The organism is Marinobacterium sp. xm-a-152 (genome assembly GCF_013282965.1).
GTDB lineage: Bacteria > Pseudomonadota > Gammaproteobacteria > Pseudomonadales > Balneatricaceae > Marinobacterium_E.
In genome coordinates this window covers 154,203-171,903 of sequence record NZ_WBYI01000001.1, presented here as the reverse complement: position 1 = coordinate 171,903, position 17,701 = coordinate 154,203, and the positions used below count along the sequence as shown (strand labels likewise).

The 17,701-nt window shown below is 49.1% G+C and carries 18 protein-coding genes; 6 read left to right on the top strand and 12 right to left on the bottom strand.

Annotated elements, in window-relative coordinates:
• Positions 1 to 9: 9 nt before the first annotated feature.
• From XMA152_RS00875 to XMA152_RS00850, 6 genes are all read left to right on the top strand, one after another.
• Positions 10 to 1,062, top strand: coding sequence for an RnfABCDGE type electron transport complex subunit D (locus XMA152_RS00875; protein WP_173482436.1), 1,053 nt, complete (start codon positions 10 to 12; stop codon positions 1,060 to 1,062).
• A gap of 2 nt (positions 1,063 to 1,064) precedes the next feature.
• Positions 1,065 to 1,721 (top strand): electron transport complex subunit RsxG, encoded by a 657-nt coding sequence (rsxG, locus tag XMA152_RS00870; protein WP_173480850.1) that lies wholly within the window; start codon positions 1,065 to 1,067, stop codon positions 1,719 to 1,721.
• On the top strand, positions 1,711 to 2,421 hold the full coding sequence (locus tag XMA152_RS00865; RefSeq protein ID WP_173480849.1) for an electron transport complex subunit E: 711 nt from the start codon (positions 1,711 to 1,713) through the stop codon (positions 2,419 to 2,421). The genes rsxG and XMA152_RS00865 overlap by 11 nt, the downstream gene beginning before the upstream one ends.
• 3 nt (positions 2,422 to 2,424) lie before the next feature.
• Positions 2,425 to 3,060, top strand: coding sequence for an endonuclease III (gene nth / locus XMA152_RS00860; protein WP_173480848.1), 636 nt, complete (start codon positions 2,425 to 2,427; stop codon positions 3,058 to 3,060).
• An 8-nt stretch (positions 3,061 to 3,068) separates the two neighbouring features.
• Positions 3,069 to 3,479, top strand: a complete 411-nt coding sequence (locus XMA152_RS00855; RefSeq protein ID WP_173480847.1) for a DUF2185 domain-containing protein — start codon at positions 3,069 to 3,071, stop codon at positions 3,477 to 3,479.
• A 196-nt stretch (positions 3,480 to 3,675) separates the two neighbouring features.
• Positions 3,676 to 4,089 carry an Hsp20 family protein gene (locus XMA152_RS00850; protein ID WP_173480846.1) on the top strand — a complete coding sequence of 138 codons (414 nt, stop codon included), beginning with the start codon at positions 3,676 to 3,678 and terminating at the stop codon, positions 4,087 to 4,089.
• Positions 4,090 to 4,294: 205 nt separating this feature from the next.
• Here the strand turns inward: XMA152_RS00850 and XMA152_RS00845 are convergent, their stop codons facing one another.
• From XMA152_RS00845 to XMA152_RS00790, 12 genes are all read right to left on the bottom strand, one after another.
• Positions 4,295 to 5,242 carry a tRNA-dihydrouridine synthase gene (locus XMA152_RS00845; RefSeq protein ID WP_173482435.1) on the bottom strand — a complete coding sequence of 316 codons (948 nt, stop codon included), beginning with the start codon at positions 5,240 to 5,242 and terminating at the stop codon, positions 4,295 to 4,297.
• An 11-nt stretch (positions 5,243 to 5,253) separates the two neighbouring features.
• Entirely contained in the window at positions 5,254 to 6,483 is a 1,230-nt protein-coding gene (locus XMA152_RS00840) for an O-succinylhomoserine sulfhydrylase (protein WP_173480844.1), read from the bottom strand.
• Positions 6,484 to 6,492: 9 nt separating this feature from the next.
• On the bottom strand, positions 6,493 to 8,013 hold the full coding sequence (gene purF / locus XMA152_RS00835) for an amidophosphoribosyltransferase (RefSeq protein ID WP_173480843.1): 1,521 nt from the start codon (positions 8,011 to 8,013) through the stop codon (positions 6,493 to 6,495).
• Between the two features lie 19 nt (positions 8,014 to 8,032).
• Positions 8,033 to 8,554, bottom strand: coding sequence for a CvpA family protein (locus XMA152_RS00830; protein ID WP_173482434.1), 522 nt, complete (start codon positions 8,552 to 8,554; stop codon positions 8,033 to 8,035).
• Between the two features lie 84 nt (positions 8,555 to 8,638).
• Positions 8,639 to 9,229, bottom strand: coding sequence for an SPOR domain-containing protein (locus XMA152_RS00825; RefSeq protein WP_217363888.1), 591 nt, complete (start codon positions 9,227 to 9,229; stop codon positions 8,639 to 8,641).
• Positions 9,211 to 10,482, bottom strand: coding sequence for a bifunctional tetrahydrofolate synthase/dihydrofolate synthase (gene folC, locus XMA152_RS00820; protein ID WP_173482433.1), 1,272 nt, complete (start codon positions 10,480 to 10,482; stop codon positions 9,211 to 9,213). Before folC ends, XMA152_RS00825 begins: the two co-directional genes overlap by 19 nt.
• Before the next feature lie 22 nt (positions 10,483 to 10,504).
• Positions 10,505 to 11,380 carry an acetyl-CoA carboxylase, carboxyltransferase subunit beta gene (accD, locus tag XMA152_RS00815; RefSeq protein ID WP_173480840.1) on the bottom strand — a complete coding sequence of 292 codons (876 nt, stop codon included), beginning with the start codon at positions 11,378 to 11,380 and terminating at the stop codon, positions 10,505 to 10,507.
• Between the two features lie 21 nt (positions 11,381 to 11,401).
• On the bottom strand, positions 11,402 to 12,205 hold the full coding sequence (gene trpA, locus XMA152_RS00810; protein ID WP_173482432.1) for a tryptophan synthase subunit alpha: 804 nt from the start codon (positions 12,203 to 12,205) through the stop codon (positions 11,402 to 11,404).
• A gap of 12 nt (positions 12,206 to 12,217) precedes the next feature.
• Positions 12,218 to 13,432, bottom strand: a complete 1,215-nt coding sequence (trpB, locus tag XMA152_RS00805) for a tryptophan synthase subunit beta (protein ID WP_173482431.1) — start codon at positions 13,430 to 13,432, stop codon at positions 12,218 to 12,220.
• Positions 13,416 to 14,042: a phosphoribosylanthranilate isomerase gene (locus tag XMA152_RS00800; RefSeq protein WP_371731704.1), complete on the bottom strand. Its 627-nt coding sequence runs from the start codon at positions 14,040 to 14,042 to the stop codon at positions 13,416 to 13,418. Before XMA152_RS00800 ends, trpB begins: the two co-directional genes overlap by 17 nt.
• 94 nt (positions 14,043 to 14,136) lie before the next feature.
• Entirely contained in the window at positions 14,137 to 14,973 is an 837-nt protein-coding gene (gene truA / locus XMA152_RS00795) for a tRNA pseudouridine(38-40) synthase TruA (RefSeq protein WP_173480837.1), read from the bottom strand.
• Between the two features lie 3 nt (positions 14,974 to 14,976).
• Positions 14,977 to 17,625: a FimV/HubP family polar landmark protein gene (locus XMA152_RS00790; protein ID WP_173482430.1), complete on the bottom strand. Its 2,649-nt coding sequence runs from the start codon at positions 17,623 to 17,625 to the stop codon at positions 14,977 to 14,979.
• Positions 17,626 to 17,701 lie beyond the last annotated feature (76 nt).

Sequence of the window (17,701 nt, the reverse complement as noted above, 5' to 3'; positions counted from 1 at the left end):
GATTAACAGATGTCACTGATACGGATGAGTTCACCCCACGTTACCCGCAGCAATACCAGCTCTGGTGTCATGCAGCTAGTCATTCTGGCGATGATTCCAGGCATACTCGCGCTGACCCTCTTCTTCGGTTGGGGTACTTTGATTCAGGTTGCGATCTGCCTAGCCTCAGGGCTCGCGTTTGAAGCGCTTGCTCTGAAGATGCGCGGACTGCCCATTTCACGCTACCTAGGTGATTATTCCGCCACGGTAACGGCACTTCTATTAGCAGTCTCTATACCGCCCTCAGCACCGCTCTGGATCGGTATTGTTGGGATGTTTGTTGCGATTCTATTTGCTAAACAGGTTTATGGCGGCATTGGTAATAATCCCTTTAATCCAGCCATGGTCGCCTACGCCCTACTGCTGGTCTCATTCCCGGTTCAGATGACCAGTTGGAACCTTCCCTACGTATTAAGTGGCAGTGAGGGTTGGTCCATTCCAGCTATATCGGAGTCACTGTCACTGATCTTTGCCGGATCATCACAGATGATGGATGCCTACACCGGGGCGACCCCTTTGGATATTCTGCGCAACCGTGATGGTTTTACGACAGAAGAGATGTGGCGCAGCAATCAAACCTTGATTGAGGGTGCCGCAGCCTATCACGCCCTTTCGGCCGCATGGTTTATGGGTGGCATCTACCTGATCTACAAAAAGGTATTCACTTGGCATACCCCTGTCAGCATTCTTGTCACCCTAGGCTTGGTGAGTGCCATCGCTTATGGTGTCGATCCCAGTAATTTTGTTGACCCGTTTAATCACCTAACACTGGGTGCCACTATGTTAGCGGCGTTTTTTATCGCTACGGATCCGGTTTCATCCGCCACCAGTAACCGCGGTCGAATCGTTTTTGGTATGGGTATCGGATTGTTAATTTTCATTATTCGAACCTGGGGTAACTATCCTGATGCGGTTGCTTTCTCGGTTCTTCTAATGAATCTAGCGGCGCCAATGATCGACCACTACACCCAACCGCGTAGTTACGGCCATAAACGTGCACGTCTTGGACCCAAAGGAGAGTGAGTATGGAGATCAATGAGAACCCTACCACCACTCAATCCATCTCTAAGAGCGCGGTTGGTATTGGTCTATTTGCCGTTTTGTCGGCTGCTGTGATCGCCATTACCCAAGTGACGACGGTCGATCGTATTGATGCCAACGTTCGTGAAGCTGAATCGAAGGCACTCTATGAGATCTTCCCTGCGAGCATTGATGAACAGCTGTATGACCATCGCATTGAACTGGATGCAGGACAGCTGAACGTCGAGACTGGGACCACTGGTTACCAAGCGATACAAAACGATCAGGTAGTTGGGGTTATTTTACCGGTCACCTCCTCTCAGGGTTACTCTGGCGACATTGATCTGATTGTCGGAATCAATGCGGACAGCTCCATTGCTGGTGTGCGAGTCATCTCCCACAAAGAGACCCCAGGGCTTGGCGATAAAATCGATAGAGCTAAATCAGATTGGATAGAAAGCTTCAGAGGGACTCGTCGACAGGGTCAAGATGATTCAAACTGGGCCGTGAAAAAAGATGGCGGTCAATTTGATCAATTTACCGGTGCAACGATCACACCTAGGGCTGTCGTCAAAGCAACCAGCGTTGCGTTAGACTACTTTGAGACCCACAAGAATCTGTTATTGTCACCCGCGAATCGTGAGAAGAGCTATGCAGAGTGAAACACAGACACTGATTAAGAATGGGTTATGGACTAACAACCCAGCCCTGGTTCAACTACTTGGACTCTGTCCACTACTCGCCGTCACCAACTCGGTGGTTAACGCGCTAGGACTTGGATTGGCGACACTGGTCGTTCTGACCGGCAGCAACTTGACGGTATCACTGTTCCGCAAGCTAACACCTGAAACGGTTCGTCTACCCATTTTCGTGATGATTATTGCCGCCTTTGTCACCGCCATCGAATTACTGATGCAGGCCTTCACTTATGAACTCTATACCATTTTGGGTATTTTCATTCCGCTCATCGTCACCAACTGCGTGATTATGGGTCGCGCCGATGCCTTTGCCTCTCGAAATGCGATCAAAGAGTCGTTTATTGACGGCTTCTTTATGTCGATTGGCTTTATGCTGGTCTTGGTCATTCTCGGCGCGATGCGTGAGCTACTGGGCACCGGTGCTCTGTTTGCCAACATGGATCTTCTATTCGGAGAGATGGCAACGAACTGGCATATTACACTGGCAGATGACTACCCTAACTTCCTATTTGCCATTCTACCGCCGGGCGCATTCCTCGGTTTAGGCCTTTTGATCGCACTGAAAAACCTGATTGATCAGCGAATCAAAGAGCGACAACCAATCCCTGAGCCAACCGAAGCTCCCGTAAGTACGGGTTCGAAACGGGTCCGCGTAACAGGCTAAGCGATGAACAAACTAAAACGCATCGAGATCTTCGAGCGACTAAAAGCGGACAATCCACATCCAACAACCGAACTAGAGTACAGTTCGCCGTTTGAGCTGCTGGCAGCCGTGCTTCTATCGGCTCAGGCTACTGACGTTGGAGTGAACAAAGCGACTCGCAAGCTATTCCCTATCGCCAACACACCGCAGGCGATCATTGATTTGGGCATTGAAGGGCTTAAAGAGAAAATTAAGACCATCGGCCTATTCAATACCAAGGCTGAGAATCTGATGAAGACCTGCCATATGCTGGTCGATCTTCATAACTCAGTGGTTCCAGACAACCGAGAAGATCTTGAAGCGCTCCCAGGCGTTGGACGCAAGACCGCCAATGTCATTCTAAATACCGCCTTTGGCCAACCCACCATGGCAGTTGATACCCATATATTCCGTGTCTCCAACCGGACCGGGATCGCCCCAGGTAAAAATGTATTAGAGGTCGAGAAGCGACTGCTGCGCCTTGTGCCAAAGGAGTATTTAATCGATGCCCACCATTGGTTGATACTGCATGGCCGCTATGTCTGCGTCGCTAGAAAGCCTCGATGTGGCGCCTGTAACATTGAAGATTTGTGTGAATTCAAAAAGAAAACAGACTACTAGGATCCATTATGAGCAACGATGACAACAAGCCCTACCAAGGTGAAACCAACCAGACCAAAAATGGCTTTTTAACACTGATGTCTCGTTTAGTAATTGATGAAAAGTTGCCGGTTCGTTTTATGTATAAAACCGTCCCTGAGCATCTAAATGATACCGGATGGCGACTATTCACTGGGTATGAAGATGATGAGTTTCTAGCCAACGAACAGGTGAATATGATTCCCATGCCCACAGAGAAAGTCGTGAAAATAGACCCCTCCTTAGAGCCCCTGCTTGAGTACAACGCTGGCACTGTCTGGGAGCGTGCACCTGAATCCGAAGGCTGGGAGCGTGTCTACGACTATAAGATTCCAAGTGCTAACGTCGATGTCGAGATCACCAATGATGTGGATCAGTTCGGTAACGAAACAACCCACTGATTAATCTCTATTAATCGCGACCCTTTTTACCCTACTCCCTTGGGTCGCGATTCAGTTAAATTCCGCTCTTGAATTTTCTAGTTACTATCCCCAAATAATCTATGTAGGCAGTGACCATGAGGTACTGCACTTCCTAACCACGCCGCTTGGGTGGTTTAACTTTGAACTACATATTGCTTAATTTGAGGATATGACCATGCGTAATTTTGACCTAACACCCCTATACCGTTCAGCAATAGGCTTCGATCGCCTAGCCAACATGATTGATACCGCTAACCGAAGCGAACAATCAGCTTACCCTCCGTACAATATCGAAGCGACCGGAGAGAACTCTTACCGCATTACTATGGCTGTAGCCGGCTTTACTCGCGAAGAGATTGAGATTACCAGCGAGAGCGGCAACCTAGTGATTCGTGGTAACAAAGCGGAAGATCAAGTAGAGCGTACCTACCTCTACCAAGGCATCGCAGCCCGTAACTTTGAGCGCAGATTCCAACTAGCCGATCACGTCCGCGTTGAAAATGCGTCGATGGAAAATGGACTGCTTCACGTTGAATTGATCCGTGAAATTCCAGAAGCGATGAAAGCTCGTCGGATTGAGATTAGCTAAGAATAGACTTAAAAAAACGCGGCATTTGCCGCGTTTTTTAACCGTGACTGGCCTTCAGCCTGTCATCGACCCTTGCCGCTTCTTCCAGAAGATAGAGCAAAATCTACCAGCGGATGACAGGCTGAAAGCCAGTCACCGTCACGAGATGTAGGAGCGAATTAGCGCGAAGCGATAAACCGCGATCTGTTATGAAAGCCAAAACTGATTACTGGAGTCGGCTTTTAAGAACATCCCCAATCTTCACAGCATCCCGCTCGGTTCTTAGCTCTTGGAATAGCTCTTTGGCTTGCGGATAGTGCCAGCCCAGCATATTGCACCACTGTTTAATACGACCATGCACATGACGCTCTTCAATTAACGAGAAGACATCATCATAAAACTCAAGGATATTCGGCTTTAGCAGCTGCCAACACTCATCCAAATCGGTCGGGTAGCTTCTATCTTTAATCTGAAGCGGTAGCAGTGGGTTAGCGACCCAGCCTCGCCCAATCATGACATCCTCACACCCACTGACCTCTCGGCATCGGTCATAGTCTTCGACGTTCCAGACTTCGCCATTGGCAATCACCGGGATCGAGACCGCATTTCGAATCTTGGCGATCCACTCCCAGTGTGCCGGCGGTTTGTACCCTTCTACCTTTGTGCGGGCATGCACAGTAAGATAGCTCGCACCAGCCGCTTCGATCGCCTGCGCATTATCGATTGCCAATGATTTGTCTTCATACCCTAGGCGCATTTTAGCGCTGACTTCGATATGGCTAGGAACCGCATCACGCACCGCTTTAACGGCATCATGAACGACCTCGGGCTCCTTAAGGAGAATCGATCCACCCCTACTCTTATTAACGGTTTTGGCGGGGCAGCCGAAGTTCATATCAATAGCAGGCGCGCCCAACTCAAGTGCAGTTAAAGCATTTTTAGCCAGGGATTCAGGATCAGAACCCAATAACTGAACAACCAGAGGGGTATCGCCGTAACCGCAATAATCCTGTTTCAGCTCTGGGATCAGTTTATGAAAGACTTTAGGGGGAAGCAGCGTGTCGTTAACGCGCACAAACTCGGAGACCATCTGATCGGCGCCGCCCACTCGAGCGATGAGGCGACGCATGCTGTAATCAACAACGCCCTCCATCGGCGCAACAATCAGACGCATAAAAGTCGATTTTAAATGGCGTCTAAGCCACGCTGTAGATCGCGCTTGAGATCGTCAACGTTCTCTAGGCCTACAGAGAGACGAATCAAGCTATCTTGAATACCCGCTTCTGCACGAGCTTCAGCTGACATACGTCCGTGAGTCGTCGTTGCAGGGTGAGTGATTGTGCTCTTAACATCGCCTAGATTACCGGTAATCGAGATGACTTCGGTTGCGTCGATAAACGACCAAGCCGCCTCTTGCTGGCTCAGGGTATCGCTCGCAACTTCAAATCCAAGTACCGCACCAAATCCTGATTGCTGACGAGCAGCCAGTTCATGTTGTGGATGCGAAGCGAGACCTGAATAGTAGACTCTCGCTACTTTAGGCTGGGCCTCTAGCCACTGTGCAATCTCTAGTGCAGCCTCGCTGTGCGCTCTCATTCGCAGTGGAAGTGTCTCTAAGCCTTTTTGGAAAACCCATGCGTTGAATGGACTCAGACAAGAGCCCGCTGTTCGGATAAACCCGAACACCTCTTCCATATCAGCGTCTGAACCAACCACAACGCCACCGACAACACGCCCCTGTCCATCAAGGTGTTTAGTAGCCGAGTGCATGACAATATCCGCGCCGAGCGACAGTGGCTTTTGCAAAGCGGGTGTTAGAAAACAGTTATCCACCACCAACTTAGCGCCCGCTGCATGTGCCACGTCAGCAACGGCCTGTATGTCCGTCACCTCGGCTAAAGGATTACTAGGCGTCTCTAAGAAGAACATACGGGTTGTAGGGCGCACGGCCGCTTGCCATGCGGTTAAATCTTTAGGGTCAACAAAGGTCGTTTCGATCCCCGCTCGACTCACGTACTTTTCAAATAGTGATACGGTTGAACCAAACACAGAGCGAGAACAGACCACATGATCGCCATGTTTCATTAATGACAAACAGAGACTCATAATGCCCGCCATCCCTGAACTGGTCGCGATGGCGCGCTCCCCACCCTCTAGCGCCGCAATACGACGCTCAAAGGCTTGAACCGTTGGATTGGTAAAACGTGAGTAGACATTGCCTTCGATGTTGCCGGCAAAGGTATCAGCAGCCTCTTTTGCTGAGCTGTAGACAAAACTAGAGGTTGGGAAGATTGCGTCGGAGTGTTCACCCTCTTCACTACGCCACTGACCCGCTCTAACTGCGAGCGTCTCTACCGCGTAGTGATCATCACTGAACTGAATCCTTTCAGGTCGTTCGAACTGCTTACTTCCCATGCTTCATCCTTAAAAAGCTTTATGTAGGTTGGTAGACTCGTTTCCTTCGGTCTGTTCATCATCAGCACTCGCCTTAGCACCGTCGTTGCGCTTAGCATCGATGTTATCAAGGTAACTGCTGGTCACTGTTCCAGTGACATACTCGCCATTGAAGACACAGGTATCGAACTGAGTAATCGCAGGGTTAAGATCTGTGACACAGGCTTTTAGATCATCAAGATCTTGGTAGAGCATCCAATCACAACCGATCTCTTTACCCACCTCTTCCGCAGTACGACCATGTGCAATCAACTCACTGGCACTGGGCATGTCGATACCGAATACGTTGGGGTAACGAACTTCAGGGGCTGCTGAGGCAAAGTAGACTTTACGCGCACCTGCATCACGTGCCATTTCAACAATCTGAGCGGACGTAGTACCACGTACAATAGAGTCATCAACCAGCATAACCACTTTGTCTTTAAACTCAGATTGAATCGGGTTCAGTTTTTGACGAACCGACTTCTTACGCTGAGTCTGCCCAGGCATGATGAAGGTACGGCCGATGTAACGGTTTTTGATAAAGCCTTCGCGGTAGGTCACTTTCAGGCTTTTCGCCATCTCAAGTGCCGCTGTACGGCTGGTATCAGGGATTGGAATGATGACGTCGATATCGTGCTCTGGGAACTCACGGCGCACCTTATCCGCCAATTTCACACCCATCGCCATGCGCGCGTTGTGAACCGGTGTCTCATCAATGATCGAGTCTGGACGAGCGAGGTAGACGTACTCAAACAGACAAGGAGCAAGCACGGGTGTTTCAACACACTGCTTGGTAAAGATCTCACCCTCTTGAGTAATGAAGATCGCTTCACCAGGCGCCACATCACGCACCATCTCGAAGCCGGCAGTATCCAACGCAACACTCTCTGAGGCCACCATGTATTCAACGCCTGCTTCGGTTTCACGCTTACCGTAAACCAGTGGGCGTATGCCAAAAGGATCACGAAAAGCGGCCAGACCCAGACCGGTGATGATCGCAACAACGGCATAACCACCCTGACAACGCTTATGGACCGTTTCCACGACGTTGAAGATATCTTCAGAGGTTGGGTGTAACTTGCCCAACAACTGCAGCTCATGGGCAAAAACGTTCAGTAACACTTCTGAATCAGAGGTGGTATTGATGTGGCGAAGATCAGAACGGAACACCTCATCAGCCAACTGCTCAGAGTTGGTTAGGTTACCGTTGTGTGCCAACGCAATACCGTAAGGTGAGTTGACATAGAATGGCTGAGCTTCTGCTGAGCTTGAGCTACCGGCTGTTGGGTAGCGCACGTGGCCAATACCCATCTCGCCATTCAGTTTTTTCATGTGTCGTGTACGGAAGACTTCGTTGACTAAGCCATTATCCTTACGCAGATAAAAGCGGTTACCTTCACAAGTAACCATACCCGCAGCATCTTGGCCACGGTGTTGTAGGACTGTTAACGCATCAAAAATTGTCTGGTTAACATAGGTTTTGGCTACGATGCCAACTATTCCACACATCCGATCTACCTATATCGAACTAATTCACGGCACTGGCGCTGGCTGGATCACTGCTGAGTGTCCAGATTACACCACCTATCTCTTTTGCAGTCTCTTTGGTCCACTCCTCCATCAAAACGAAGTGAGGAATGAGCTGAGAATCTTTCCACCATTGATCCTCAACGGCTGGGGTTAGCCCTAACAGAGCAACAATGACAACAACAACCAGACCGCCACGAACGGCACCAAAGCCCATTCCAAGGATACGATCGGTTGCAGACAAACCAGTCGCACTGATCAAAGCGGTAATCAATTTACCGACAAGAGCACCCACGATCAGTGTTAATACAAATAGAGCGGCAAAGGCTGCCAACATACGGAGGGATGGGGTCTCGATGTAATCAACCAGATAGGCACTAAGACTGGTTGAAAACAGGCGCGCCACTATAAAAGCACTGACCCAAGTGACAAGTGATAGAGCTTCTCGCACGAATCCACGCTTGAGGCTTAATAGACTGGACACGGCAACGATGCCGATAATTAGCCAATCAGTCCAGATCATCTTCTCTATCCAAAGTTAAAAACAGCTGCATTTTATCAGAGTGGATCGGTTTACCCAATGAACTCTTGATCTATTTATCATCGCTTACTGAGTTGTAAAGCGCACAATCATACCATCCAATGAGTACTGCTCTTTGATCGACTCTTTTAGCGACTCTAAACGGGTACGTTGCATTTCTGGCCCGATGTAGACACGAACTAGGTCGTTGGCACGACGGATATAGACCTTGTATCCCGCTTTTGTCAGATCAGCGCGAAGAGACTTAGCATTTCGCTCATCTTTGAAACTTGCTAACTGCAAAGACCAGGCCGCCGGAATTCCGTTCTCATCCAAAGCTGGCATATCTTCTGCCGGCGAGACCTCTTCAGGAGCACGTTGCTTCATCTTTTCGACCACCTCTACTGGCGGTGCTTTGATCACAACGGGCTGAGCCACTGGCGCTGGCTCGTTGATCACCTCGGGTTCGTTGATTGTCTCATCCAAAACAACCGCTGGAGCCGCTTCCATAACGGGCGGCAAGGTCGGTGCAGGAGGAATACGATCCACAATTTTACGCTCTTTATAGCCTGCGGCATCGAAGATCAGCGGAGCGATAGAGAGTGAGATTACCAAGAGCGCTCCCAACCCTAACAATCGACGGCGAATACTTGCCTGAATTAATGCGTCTTGAGCCAACTAAGGGCCTCCGTAACGGTTAGAAAAGAGCCGCAGATCAGAACCTGCTCACTCTCTGAAGTAGAGTTTGATAATTGATCAAGCGCCTCGGATACAGACGCGAAACATTGATGAGGGTTGTTTGCCCCAACCAGATTCACAAGCTCTTCAGCTTGACTGGCGCGCGGTCCTTGTAGTGAAACCAAGTACCACTCATCGGTGATCGGCCTCAGTGCCTCAATCACACCCTGTCGATCTTTATCATTAAGCATACCCAGCACTAGGGTTCGTTTCGACGGCTTAGGCTGTTGCTGCAATCGATCCGCTAAGTACTCAGCCGCTTGCGGATTGTGTGCCACATCAAGAAGACACTCGGTTACACCGATTGTTTCACTCTGCATGCGACCGGTGAGTTGTACACTCTCTAATCCACTAGCGATCGACTCAATGGAAACGTCAGGAGCAATCAACGTCAATACTTGCAGAACAGTTGCAGCATTAATCAGTGGCAAAGGAGGCACTGGCAGATCAAAGTAAGCGATATGCTCACCATTCAGATCGACACCCGACCAGTTCCAGACCTTCTGAGCGTCATCTAATCGATAATCTTGGTTAAATTGGTAGAGCGGAGCATTCAGTTCAGCCGAGTGTTGAACAATCGATCGAGCTGCCGGTGACATCGCACAGACCGCTGGTTTATTAGGTCGAAAAATACCCGCTTTTTCGCGCGCGATGGACTCGATGTCGTCGCCCAACCAATCAATGTGGTCCAACGCAATGGAGGTAATCACAGCGATATCAGCATCGACAATGTTAACGGCATCCAATCGCCCGCCGAGCCCAACTTCTAAAATCACATAATCAAGAGCCAGGTCTGAAAAGATGATCAGCGCAGCCAGTGTGCCGTACTCAAAGTAGGTTAAAGAGATCTCTTCTCGAGCTTGATCTATCCGACAAAATGCATCAACAATGACTTCATCAGATGAATCTAAGCCGTTAATCTTTATCCGTTCATTATAGTTTAAAAAATGAGGGGAGCTGTAGACACCGGTGGTGAAATCTGAGGCGCGAAGAATAGAATCCAACATCGCGCAGGTTGAACCCTTACCGTTGGTACCCGCTACAGTGATGACTTTACTGCGAGAAAAATCCAGATTCAGGCGACCGGCCACTTCAGCAACACGATCTAAACCCAAATCAATCTCAGATGGATGAGCGGCCTCAATGACTGCGAGCCACTCTTCCAAACTGTTAGTTGAGCTCAATTTGCTCATAACCCAATCGTCTTCTGAGCGCTTAGTCGGCGAGTTGTTGAGCAGGCTGACCCTGCATTTGACGAAGCATTTTAGCAAGACGGCTACGCATCTCACCGCGCTCAATAATCATATCAACTTGCCCGTGCTCTAAAAGGAACTCACTGCGCTGGAACCCTTCAGGAAGTTTTTCACGAACGGTCTGTTCGATAACTCGAGGACCTGCAAAGCCAACCAGTGCACGAGGCTCAGCAACGTTCAAATCACCCAGCATAGCAAGGCTGGCAGAGACACCACCGTATACAGGGTCAGTTAACACAGAGATGAAAGGGATACCTTTGGTACGCATCTCTTCAAGTACGGCCGATGTACGAGCCATTTGGAAAAGCGAGAATAGCGCTTCTTGCATACGAGCACCGCCTGAAGCAGAGAAGCAGACCAGTGGAATACCCTCAGCCAATGAGACTTCAGCAGCACGTACAAAGCGCTCACCTACAACGGTACCCATTGAACCACCCATGAAACGGAACTCGAAAGCGACCGCAGCAACTGGGTTGCCCTCTAAGGTACCCTTCATAGCAACCAATGCGTCTTTCTCACCGGTATCGCGCTGAGCAGCCGTTAGACGATCTTTGTATTTCTTAGAGTCTTTGAACTTAAGACGATCGATTGGCTCAATATCAGCTGCAATCTCTTTCGTTGACCCTTCATCAAGGAAGTAGTTCAAACGCTGACGGGCGCCAATACGTAGGTGATGATCACATTTAGGGCAGACATGTAAGGTCTTATCTAACTCTGGCTTGTACAGCACACTTTCACACTTTGGACACTTCTCCCAAAGCCCTTCTGGAATGCTGTTGCGTTTTTTCTCATCATTACGTGCCAGTGACGGTACGATCTTTTCCAACCAGTTACTCATGGTACTCCCTAAATGATCGACTTAAGCGTCGATCGCTTGACGCATTTCTTTAACTATACCTGCAACTGCAGCAGGAATCTTCTCTGGCGTGTTTGCCAGTTCTGCAATTTGATTAACCAGCACGGAACCGACAATGGCACCATCGGATACTTTAGAGACGGCTGCAGCAGACTGACCATCACGGATACCGAAGCCTACACAGATCGGCAGATCTGTATCCTGGCGCATATCGCTGATGTAGGCCCCTACTTCATCTACATTCAATGCTTTTGATCCAGTCACACCTTTAACGGATACATAGTAGAGATAACCACTGCCCTGCTCACAGATCGCCTTACGACGTTTTGGAGAGGTTGTCGGTGCAATGAGGAAGATGATATCAAGTGACTCAGCCTTCATTGCCGCCATTAGGCCAGCAGACTCAACCGGTGGCATATCGACCACTAGCACACCATCGACACCTGCCGCTTTAGCGTTTTTAGAAAAGGTTTCGTAGCCCATCACTTCGATAGGGTTAAGGTAGCCCATTAGAACCACCGGTGTTGTCTGATCCTGTTCACGGAACTGAGCAACCATTGCCAATACATCGGTCAAACTGGTGCCGTGCTCAAGGGCACGCTCACAGGCTAACTGAATCACGGGGCCATCGGCCATTGGATCCGAGAAAGGCACACCCAACTCAATGACATCCGCTCCCGCTTCAACTAGTGCATGCATTAGAGGCACGGTAACGCTTGGGTTTGAATCACCACCGGTTACATAAGGGACAATCGCTTTACGTCCCTCTGCCTTCATGGCAGCAAAGCAGGCTTCAATACGACTCATTTAACTCTCCAATTACATCTCAATGCCGTCGATGCCTGCGACGGTATGTATATCTTTATCACCACGACCCGATAGGTTTACAACAATCACTTGATCTGGACTCATCTCTTTTGCCATCTTCATGGCGTAAGCAACCGCGTGAGAGGATTCAAGTGCTGGCATGATACCTTCAACCTGCGTCAACGTACGGAATGCATCGAGTGCCTCGTCATCATTGATCGCAACGTACTCTGCACGGTTAATATCTTTCAAGTAGCTGTGCTCAGGACCTACACCTGGGTAATCAAGACCGGCCGAGACAGAGTGTGTACCGATAATCTGGCCGTTATCATCTTCCATCAGGTAGGTACGCATTCCATGCAGTACGCCTGGACGACCATCACTTAGCGGTGCTGCGTGTTCACCCGTTTCAAGACCGTGACCACCCGCTTCAACACCGATCATACGAACCGACTCATCTTCAATGAATGGGTGGAACATACCGATGGCGTTCGAGCCACCACCCACACAAGCCACAACAGCATCCGGTAGACGACCAATCTGATTCATACACTGCTGTTTTGTTTCACGCCCGATGACGCACTGAAAATCACGCACAAGCATTGGATAGGGGTGCGGACCTGCAGCAGTTCCAATGATGTAGAAGGTATTATCGACATTGGTTACCCAATCACGCATCGCTTCGTTCATCGCATCTTTAAGCGTTTTAGTGCCCGAAGTAACTGGAATCACTTCAGCACCCAGCAGCTTCATACGGTAGACGTTTAGCGCTTGTCGGCGAACATCCTCTTCACCCATGTAGACCTTACACTCAAGACCCAGACGAGCAGCAACCGTTGCCGAGGCAACACCGTGCTGACCAGCACCTGTCTCAGCGATAACACGCGGCTTACCCATAAACTTAGCCAGAAGTGCCTGACCAATGGTGTTGTTCACCTTGTGTGCACCCGTATGGTTAAGATCTTCACGTTTCAAATAGATCTTTGCACCGCCCACTTTGTCTGTGAGGCGCTCAGCAAAATAGAGTGGCGAGGGACGACCCACGTAGTGAGCGAGGTCTTTATCAAACTCCTCTTGGAAGTTTGGGTCGTTAGAGAGTTTTTTGTAAACTTCTTCAAGCTCTTCCAGAGCACCCATTAACGTTTCAGAGACAAATCGACCACCGAATTGGCCAAAGTGTCCATTCTCATCGGGTAGCTGCACCTGTGTATTATCTGTTGTTGGCACGGTAAACCTCGTTCATAAAATCTGTCATTTTATTTGAATCTTTAATCCCTTTAGATGCCTCAACACCCCCACTCACATCAACAGCGTAGGGAGACACCTGAGCGATGGCTTCAGCAACATTCTCTGCCGACAAGCCACCCGCCAAAATAATCTTGGTTGCCAGTTCAGTTGGTATTCTGGACCAGTCGAACATTTCACCAGTACCCCCAGGTATCCCAGGGGTATAAGCATCCAAAAGAATCCCTTGTGAGGATGCGTACGTCTCAAACTGAGCCGTTAGATCTAACTCCGGCTTCATGCGAAGCGCTTTGATGTAAGGTCGAGAGAATCTGGAACAAAACTCAGCACTCTCATCACCGTGAAACTGCAATAGATCAACACCTGCTGTGGCGATAACCTGATTAACGACCTCAGCAGATTCATTCACAAACAGAGCCACACTGGTAACGAACGCAGGCAGCTTGGAAATAATTTCAGCAGCCTGTTCTGGAGTAACAGCTCGCGGACTTTTAGCGTAAAAAACAAAGCCAAGCGCATCACACCCAGCATCAACGGCCGATAGCGCGTCATCTATATTGGTGATACCACAAATTTTTACACGAGTTCGCACAATAGAGGCTCTAAATTAGGTCGTTAAAGACAACTGAGTTGATCACTCAATTTATCGGTTGGAAAGTCTACCAAAACAGAGAGAGTTAGTCAGTCTAATGGCCCAAGAAATATGGCCCTGTACCACCCTTCGGCAGTGCAAACTCTTCAGGGTATTCAACATCACAAAAATAGAGTCCCCAAGGCGGAGCGGTCACCCCACCTTTGCGACGATCTTTGGCCTCTAGCACCTCAGCCGCCCACTCTACCTCAGCCTCTCCAGAACCAATTTTCATTAACACACCGGCAATATTTCGAACCATATGGTGTAAAAAAGCATTGGCTTGAATATCGATCACAATGATCTCACCGCTTTTATAAACCTGCAGATCATGCACCGTACGAACGGGACTGTTCGCCTGACAGGCAACCGCTCGATAAGAGCTGAAATCATGCTCACCGATCAGACAACGACTTGCCGATTGCATTCGCCCAACATCAAGACTCTTGTGAGTCCAAGTAACCCCTCTAGAGAGAATCGCCGGTTTAACAGGTGCCGAGTAGATCAGATAGCGGTAGCGTCTTGCTTGAGCAGAAAAACGGGCGTGAAATTGATCCGACACCGGTTTTGCCCAAAGCACCGCAATGTCATCAGGGAGGTGTCGATTCGTACCCATCACCCAGGCACGATCGATTCGCTGATTGGGTGTATCAAAGTGAACAACTTGATAACAGCCATTCACCCCGGTATCGGTGCGGCCAGCACAGACCAGATGCACATCGTGATTCGCAATCTTTGCTAACGCCTGCTGCAGACGTTCCTGAACCGTGACAACCCCTTCATCTGCCTGAATCTGCCAGCCATGATAGTTTGCACCAGCGTACTCAATCCCAAGGGCGTAACGAAAAAGGGCGACTTCCGTCGCCCCTTTGATGTTTTCAATATCGCTCATTAACTAAGCTTTATCCAATTGATCCAAGAGGTTTGCGACCTCCTGCTGCTGAGCAGAAGAGCCTTTGTCTTTCATACTGACAAGGATATCACGAGCAGCCTCATAATCATCCATTTCAATGTAAGCTCTTGCTAGATCTAATCGGGTTTCGTTTTCATCTGCACCACTGTAGAAGTGGGTATCAAAATCTTCTGACTCTGCGGTGTCATTAATCTCTTCTACCACCTCTAGATCGCCATCAACTTCATCGAAAATCTTTTCGATCTCCCCGTCCAGCGCCCCAGAATCACTCTCTTCTACGACAAATTCCCAATGATCGTCAGACTGTCCGTCAGCTTCAACATCTTGATCCACCTCGATATCAAATGCCTCATCGGGAACGCTGGCATCGCCCATCATTGCCTCTAGAGCGACCAGGTCCTCATCAATGGAGTCAGTGTGCGCTGGTTCATCCGTTGAGTCTGCTTGCGGCATATCAACGCCCGGAATTTGGCTCTCTTGTGGTTCTTCGTCAGATTCTGAATCAAACGGCTCGATAACAAAATCGAGGTCTTGCAGCTCTGCACTCTCCTCTTCTACAGGCTCCACAATCGATTCAACCGAATCGGCATCTGCCAGTGAGGCTTCTAGCTCAGAGTCAAGAAACTCCTCTAAATCATCATCTTCCGGCTGCGACTCATCGGCTTCGTTAACCATCGCCTCTTGCTCTTCAGGTGATGACATAGCTGCATTAGCTCTGGAGAGGAAATCATCAGCGTCAGAACTTGTTTCTGTTTCTGTTTCCAGTTCATTATCATCAATGACCTCAGGCTGAGGTTCAACTGAAGCGAGATCACCTGTATTTGATGATTCATCAACGGATTCATTTGGCGGTGACTCTTCAGCAACCTCATCGCTGATCGCTTCCATCTCAGCTTGGGCCGCCTGCTCACTGGCACGAGCTCGAAGCACCTCATCGATCATCGACTGAATCTCAGCTTCAGCCTTAGCGATACTCTCTGAATCAGAATCAGGCTTTGGATCGATGACTGGCTCAATCGACGTTTCCAAAGCGGGTTCAACAGCTGATGGCTCAACGACAGCCATAGTTGGGGTCGACGATGCTGAAGGTACTAGAGGCGCTTCAGAGATAACCTCATCCTCTTTTGCCGCACTGCTCGCGGGTTCACGATAAGGCGCAGGCTTTCTTGAAGATCGTATTAACAACAGCAGCAACAATAGAAAGGCTACAGCACTGCCACCAACGATTTCAGGATTCATTCGAACATAGTCGATCACAGCAGCGACTGGGTCCTCATTACGCTGTTGAGCTAGCTGCATCTGCTGTTCCAACTGCTGTTGCAGTTGCGCAACCTGTTGATCTTTTAGCTCAATTAGACGCTGCATGGTCTGTAGCTGCTCAGCTATAGAGTCCAATTTTGCAGAGAGATCAGCATTGTCACGTTCAACTTTCTCGACACTCTCCTGAGTTACAAGCAGCTGATTTTCCAAGTCTCGATTGAGTGCTTGAAGCTCCTGTTCGCGAGGCGTTGATTCAACGGGCGTAGCAACAGAATCTTGATCTAAAGAGAGAGAAGCTCCCTCCTCTTCAGTTTCAACCACAGAGTTAGAGGGTTCGCTATCAGCTCGGACCTCTACTGAATCTGATACCGTCTGACTAGCCTCAGCTTCTGAACTGCTGGTTGATAGAGGTTGATCTTGTGTCTCGTCAACAGAGACCAACTTCAATTTAGCCTCTGATGGATTAACCACTTCAGAGGTTTGAGCCGAGGGAGCTTCACTCTCTGGTTTAGCAACTGGAGTAACGTCCGCTTTCTCAATAGCTGCAGAAGCGGAGGAACGTCTGCCATTTTTCCAATCTTCATACTGCTTGCGAACTTCGATAGCCGCTTGCCTAACTGATAGCTCATTCGCTTGCGCACTATTGGGCAGCGTGACGACCGTACCGGCTTTAAGAACATTGATATTGTTGGTCGGAAAGCTACTAGGGTTTAGACGCTGAATCGCCAGCATCATCTGGTTGACCGAGACGGATTCATCAGGAAGATTACTTTGAGCCAATGCAAACAGGGTATCATTTACATCGACATAAACCTGATTCGCTGATGAGGTCTCAGTTCTCAGTGTGGTTTGGACAGTTTGCGCCGGGTTCGCTTTTAAAACCTTTTCCGGTTCAGCCTTAAGACCCTCTTTCTGAAGTGAGTCAGTTACTGGAGTGGACGGCACGGATATGGGTGTCGGTTGAGCTGCAGCCTCTACAAACAGAGGAGGATCCAACAACAGGGTGTACTCTCGAACAAGACGACCATTGGGCCAATTCACTTCCATCAAGAAGCTGATAAAGGGCTCACGAACAGGGGTGTCCGAACTAATGACGACTTTAGCACCACCCTGGGCATTGAGCTCAACGTCAAAATCAACCGAACTCAACACGCCAGATCGGCTTAAGCCAGCCAGACTGAAGGCGTCATCATCAGCCAATTTAGGACGAATATCGGATGCTTTTAAATCACGAACTTGTAGCAGTTGAATTTCAGCCTGAAGCGGCTCGTTCAATGCAGATTTTACATTGAGTTCACCTAGGCCTAGGGCATTAGCCTGACTGGCTAACAATGCGGATGAAACGGCAATACTGAGTGCTAAACGACGCACAATAACTTCACTCCACTCTATTAATCCGAAAGGATTAATCTCTCTCTATTGAATGAAGTATTGTTGCTACCCGGTA

Coding starts and splice junctions, on each gene's coding strand:
- XMA152_RS00840 (WP_173480844.1), bottom strand. CDS start 6,483: ATGGGAAGTAAGCAGTTCGAACGACCTGAAAGGATTCAGTTCAGTGAT.
- nth (WP_173480848.1), top strand. CDS start 2,425: ATGAACAAACTAAAACGCATCGAGATCTTCGAGCGACTAAAAGCGGAC.
- XMA152_RS00845 (WP_173482435.1), bottom strand. CDS start 5,242: ATGCGTCTGATTGTTGCGCCGATGGAGGGCGTTGTTGATTACAGCATG.
- XMA152_RS00865 (WP_173480849.1), top strand. CDS start 1,711: ATGCAGAGTGAAACACAGACACTGATTAAGAATGGGTTATGGACTAAC.
- XMA152_RS00850 (WP_173480846.1), top strand. CDS start 3,676: ATGCGTAATTTTGACCTAACACCCCTATACCGTTCAGCAATAGGCTTC.
- purF (WP_173480843.1), bottom strand. CDS start 8,013: ATGTGTGGAATAGTTGGCATCGTAGCCAAAACCTATGTTAACCAGACA.
- XMA152_RS00830 (WP_173482434.1), bottom strand. CDS start 8,554: ATGATCTGGACTGATTGGCTAATTATCGGCATCGTTGCCGTGTCCAGT.
- truA (WP_173480837.1), bottom strand. CDS start 14,973: ATGAGCGATATTGAAAACATCAAAGGGGCGACGGAAGTCGCCCTTTTT.
- accD (WP_173480840.1), bottom strand. CDS start 11,380: ATGAGTAACTGGTTGGAAAAGATCGTACCGTCACTGGCACGTAATGAT.
- folC (WP_173482433.1), bottom strand. CDS start 10,482: ATGAGCAAATTGAGCTCAACTAACAGTTTGGAAGAGTGGCTCGCAGTC.
- rsxG (WP_173480850.1), top strand. CDS start 1,065: ATGGAGATCAATGAGAACCCTACCACCACTCAATCCATCTCTAAGAGC.
- trpA (WP_173482432.1), bottom strand. CDS start 12,205: ATGAGTCGTATTGAAGCCTGCTTTGCTGCCATGAAGGCAGAGGGACGT.
- XMA152_RS00875 (WP_173482436.1), top strand. CDS start 10: ATGTCACTGATACGGATGAGTTCACCCCACGTTACCCGCAGCAATACC.
- XMA152_RS00855 (WP_173480847.1), top strand. CDS start 3,069: ATGAGCAACGATGACAACAAGCCCTACCAAGGTGAAACCAACCAGACC.